General features: G+C 71.2%; 4 protein-coding genes. 2 read left to right on the top strand and 2 right to left on the bottom strand.

Features of this window, described 5'->3' with window-relative positions; translation table 11 throughout:
* A partial coding sequence (locus tag PSH25_RS21530) for a serine/threonine-protein kinase (protein WP_238660795.1) occupies positions 1–1,056 on the bottom strand: 1,056 nt, incomplete at its 3' end.
* A gap of 206 nt (positions 1,057–1,262) precedes the next feature.
* Here PSH25_RS21530 and PSH25_RS21535 point away from each other — a divergent pair.
* Complete coding sequence (locus tag PSH25_RS21535; RefSeq protein ID WP_238660796.1) at positions 1,263–2,846, top strand: acyl-CoA mutase large subunit family protein; 1,584 nt, start codon at positions 1,263–1,265, stop codon at positions 2,844–2,846.
* 457 nt (positions 2,847–3,303) lie between these two features.
* Positions 3,304–4,563: an amidohydrolase gene (locus PSH25_RS21540; RefSeq protein ID WP_238660797.1), complete on the top strand. Its 1,260-nt coding sequence runs from the start codon at positions 3,304–3,306 to the stop codon at positions 4,561–4,563.
* Here the strand turns inward: PSH25_RS21540 and PSH25_RS21545 are convergent.
* Positions 4,520–5,270, bottom strand: a 751-nt coding sequence (locus tag PSH25_RS21545) for a DUF4349 domain-containing protein (protein ID WP_238660798.1), incomplete at its 5' end; no start/stop codon positions are given. The two genes, PSH25_RS21540 and PSH25_RS21545, sit on opposite strands and share 44 nt — an antisense overlap.

Consider the following 5,270-nt stretch of genomic DNA (forward strand, 5'->3'; position numbering starts at 1 on the left):
CCGGCGCAGCGCGGCCAGCCGGTCGGTCAGGGACTCACCCGGGGCCAGCATCGCCGGGCCGCCGATCTGGCTGTCCGGCTTCGGCTCCGGCTGGGGCGGCGGGAGGACGGGAATGGGGCGCTGCTGAACCGGCACCACGGCGTACGGGTCGGTGACCGAGTGCACTGCGGTCGCCGTGCTGCCCAGCGGGCCGGCGAGCAGCTCGCGCAGCATGGCCCGGGAGGTGTGCACGTCCAGTCGGCGCGCCGGGTCCTTCTCCAGCAGACCCATCAGCACCCGGGTCAGCGGGCCGCTGCGCTGCGGCGGGGCGGGCGGGTCCTCCACCACGGCGTGCATGGTCTCGATCGGGTCGCCCTTGTCGAACGGGGGCCGCCCCTCGACCGCGGTGTAGAGCGTCACACCCAGCGAGAAGAGATCGCTGGGCGGGCCGAACTCCTGACCCATGGCCCGCTCGGGCGAGATGAAGTGCGGCGAGCCGAGCACCATGCCGGGGGTGGTGAGCTGCACGTCGGTGGGCATCCGGGCGACCCCGAAGTCGGTCAGCACGCAGCGCCCGTCGGTGCAGATCAGCACGTTTGCGGGTTTGACGTCGCGGTGCAGCACGCCGATCGCGTGGGCGACCTCCAACGCGCCGAGCAGCGCGATGCCGATCTTGGCGACGGCGCGGGGCGCGACCGGCCCGTCCTCGATCACCATGTCGGCGAGGCTGCGGGCGTCCAGCAGCTCCATCACGATCCACGGCCGGCCGGCCTCGGTGACCACGTCGTACACCTGCACCACCGCGGGGTGCTGGATGGCGGCGGCGGCGCGGGCCTCGCGCAGGGTGCGTTCGTACATCGCGTCGCGGTCGCTGGGAGCCAGCCCCGGGGGCAGGACGACCTCCTTCACCGCCACGTCACGGCGCAGCAGCGTGTCTGTGGCGCGCCACACCGTGCCCATGCCGCCGTTGCCCACCGAGGACCGCAGCGAGTACCGGCCACCAATGGTGGTGCCGGGCGCCGCTCGTCCGTTGGCGGGACTAACTGGTCCGCCGCTCCACGTCGGGATCTGAGTCACAGAAAAGCCACCGGGGGAAATCGAGGGGGGCTGGGACACAACCCCCCTATCTTGCTGGTTCCGACGCCCGATGCGAAAGCCGACGCGACGGACGTTTATCGAAGTCGACAGAACGTGCCCTGTCGTTCACCTGGTGTCGACCGGTCGGGACGCACTGTGCGGTATCCCTCACGCGACGACGTGGCCAGGCGTCCTACCATCCGGGGATGAACCAACGGCGGTCAAGTGAGTCCGGTTTCCCGATCAACGGCGTCTACTCGGAGGCCGACCTTCCGGAGGACCTGGACTCCCGGCTCGGCAGCCCCGGCGAGTTCCCGTACACCCGGGGTGTCTACCCCACCATGTACACCTCCCGCCCGTGGACCATGCGTCAGTACGCCGGCTTCGGCACCGCCACCGAGTCCAACGCGCGGTACCACCAGCTGTTGCGGGCCGGCACGATGGGCCTCTCCGTCGCGTTCGACCTGCCGACCCAGATGGGCTACGACTCCGACGAGACGATCGCGCACGGCGAGGTCGGCAAGGTGGGCGTGGCGATCGACTCCATCGAGGACATGCGGCTGCTCTTCGCCGACATCCCGCTGGACAAGGTGTCCACCTCGATGACCATCAACGCGCCCGGCTCGGTGCTGCTGCTGCTCTACCAACTCGTCGCCGAGGAGAACGGGGTGCCGGGCACGGCGCTCAACGGCACCATCCAGAACGACATCCTCAAGGAGTACATCGCCCGGGGGACGTACATCTTCCCGCCGAAGCCGTCGCTGCGCCTGGTGGCCGACACGTTCGCGTACTGCCGCAAGGAGGTGCCGAAGTGGAACACCATCTCCATCTCCGGCTACCACATGGCGGAGGCCGGCGCGACGCCCGCGCAGGAGATCGCGTTCACCCTGGCCAACGGTGTCGAGTACGTACGGGCGGCGCTGGCCGCCGGGCTCGCCGTCGACGACTTCGCGCCCCGGCTGTCGTTCTTCTTCGTGGCCCGCACCACGCTGCTGGAGGAGGTGGCGAAGTTCCGCGCCGCCCGGCGGATCTGGGCCCGGCTGATGCGGGACGACTTCGGCGCCAAGGATCCGAAGTCGATGATGCTGCGGTTCCACACCCAGACCGCGGGCGTGCAGCTCACCGCCCAGCAGCCGGAGGTGAACCTGGTCCGGGTGGCGGTGCAGGGGTTGGCCGCCGTGCTCGGCGGCACCCAGTCGCTGCACACCAACAGCTTCGACGAGGCGATCGCGCTGCCCACCGAGAAGGCCGCCCGGCTCGCGCTGCGTACCCAGCAGGTGCTGGCGTACGAGACGGACCTGACCGCCACCGTCGACCCGTTCGCCGGCTCGTACGTGGTGGAGGCGATGACCGCCGAGATCGAGGCCGCCGCCGTCGAGCTGATGGAGCGGGTGGCCGACCACGGCTCGGCGGTGGACGCGATCGAGGCCGGGTTCCAGAAGCGGGAGATCGAGCAGTCCGCGTACCGGATCGCCCAGGAGATCGACTCGGGGGAGCGGGTGGTGGTCGGGCTCAACCGGTTCACCGTGGACGAGGAGGAGCCGTACGAGCCGCTGCGGGTCGACCCGACGATCGAGGCGGCCCAGGCCGACCGGCTGGCCCGGCTGCGCTCCGAGCGGGACGCCGACGCGGTGACGCGGGCGCTCGCCGATCTTCGGGCCGCCGCCGAGGGCACGGAGAACGTGCTGTACCCGATGAAGGAGGCGCTGCGGGCCCGGGCGACCGTGGGTGAGGTCTGCGGGACGCTGCGCGAGGTGTGGGGGTTGTACCGGCCCACCGACCGCTTCTGAGCGTCCGGCCGGGGACTGCGACCCCGGGGCGCGGTGTGTCCGGCGGACTCAGCGGGTATCCGGTCGGTTGAGCCGGGACGCACACCGTGTGCGCCCACGGTGGGTGGGTGCGTGTGAGCGTCCTTATCCGGCTCGTTGCGGAGTGTGGTCGGCTAATTGTCGGAGTGTCAGTTCACCACCCCGACTAATGCGACAATTTGGCAACGGGGCTCTGACTGGCGCCGGGATTCGTGACCGCCGCGATCGGTTACGCGTTGTAGGAGGTGAGGGGCTGATGACGGCGTTCGACCGTGATCTACCTGCTGTCCCCCGCCTCGACGAGCGCCCCCAGCAGGGCATACGTGACTCTGCGCGGTCCGATCATTACCGTAACGAGGTTGCGCAGCGTCACCGTCGGAGGTCTAGGCTGTCTGCTGTCCCCGATGATCCATCCATTCCTAGTGATCGAGAATTCGACGTGACGAGTGCGTTGACGCTGCCCACGGGTGGCCTGCTGGCGTCGTCCTGGCCGGAGACGCCGCCCGGCTCCCAGCCCCTGCCCCGCGAGCTGGACCACCTCCTCGCGCTCCGGGTACCGGGGCTGATCGCTACGCGCCGTCACCTCCACTCGCACCCTGAGCTCTCCGGCAACGAGTTCGAGACCGCCGCGCTGATCGCCCGGGAGTTGTCGCTGGCCGGGCTGAACCCGCGTCTGCTGCCCAAGGGCAACGGCGTGATCTGCGACGTCAACGGCGTGCCGGACGGCCCGGTCGTGGCGCTGCGCGCCGACATCGACGCCCTGCCGCTGGACGACCCCAAGGACGTCCCGTACCGGTCGACCGTGGAGGGCGTCTGCCACGCCTGCGGGCACGACGTGCACACCTCGATCCTGCTCGGCGTCGGCATGCTGCTGGCCCAGCTCGCCGACCTCGGCGAGCTGGACGGCCGGGTCCGGCTGATCTTCCAGCCGGCCGAGGAGATCCTGCCCTGCGGCTCGCTGGAGGTCATCGAGGCCGGCGGCCTGGACGACGTGGTGCAGATCTTCGCGCTGCACTGCGACCCGAACCTGCCGGTGGGCCAGGTCGGCCTGCGGGTCGGCCCGATCACCGCCGCGGCCGACAACGTGACCGTCCGACTCTCCGGCCCGGGCGGGCACACCGCCCGCCCGCACCTGACCGTGGACATGGTCGACGCGCTCGGTCGGCTGATCACCGAGGTGCCCGCCCTGGTCAGCCGCCGGGTGCCGGCCAACAGCGGCCTGCTGCTGGTCTTCGGCCACGCCTCGGCCGGCACCCGCTACAACGTCATCCCGTCCGAGGCGAGCGCCTCCGGCACCCTCCGGGTGATGGACCGCGACACCTGGGAGCAGGCTCCCAAGATCGTCGCTCAGGTGGTGCGGGACGTGATCGCACCGACCGGCGCCACGGTCGACCTGGAATACCTGCGCGGCCGGCCGCCGGTGTGCAACGACTCCCGTGCCATCCAGGTGCTGACCGCCGCCACCGCCGCCGCGCTCGGCCCGGACGGGATCGCCGAGACACCGCAGAGCATGGGCGGCGAGGACTTCTCCTGGTACCTGGAGTACGTGCCGGGCGCCCTCGCCCGGCTCGGCGTGGGCCGCTCCGGCCCCAACGTCGACCTGCACCGGGCGAGCTTCGACGTGGACGAGCGGGCCATCCCGGTCGGCGTCCGCGTCATGGTGCAGACCGCGCTGCGGGCACTGGCGGCGGCGCGCTGACCGGTGCGACCAGAGCCGGGGACTTACGCCGTCGGCGCAGCACCACCAGCAGCACCGCCAGCGGTACGCCGAGCGCCACCAACCACGGCAGCAACGCGCCCAGCACCGTGAGCAGGACTGTCATCGAGACGACGAACGCCTTCCAACCGCCCCTGAGCCCCACCAGGAAGCCGGTCTCGGCCTCCTCCTCGGTGGCCTTCGCCGCCGGACCGGCCAGCGACACGGTGATCGTGGAGAGGGCGGTCAGGTCGGCCAGGCGTCGCTTCTTGGCCTCCAGCGAGGCCAGGTCGGCCTCTCGGCGACCCAACTCGTTCTCCAGCGACACCAGGTCGGTGATCGAGGTGGCCCGGGCCAGCAACCGGCGGGCGCTCTCCACCCGGGCCCGCTGACTGGTGATCCGGGCATCGAGGTCGACGGTCTCCTCGGTGACGTCCTGGGTGTCGATCTCCCGGCTCTGCTGCCGGCCGAGTTTCGCGATCTCCTCCACCACGCCTGTGAACTCCGCCGCCGGCACCCGCAGCTCCAACTCCGCCACCGCGTCGGCGTCGGCACTGCGCCGCTGGTCGCCGCCGACGAAACCGCCGGCCCGGGTGGCCACGGCGGTGGCCTCGCGGGCGGCCGACTCCACATCGTCCACCTGCACCCGCATCTTTCCGGTGTAGATGATCGCCCGCTGGTCGACCCGCAGGTCCGGCGCGCCGGACCTG

It is taken from the genome of Micromonospora foliorum (genome assembly GCF_022229015.1).
In the GTDB taxonomy this organism is placed as follows: Bacteria; Actinomycetota; Actinomycetes; order Mycobacteriales; family Micromonosporaceae; genus Micromonospora; species Micromonospora foliorum.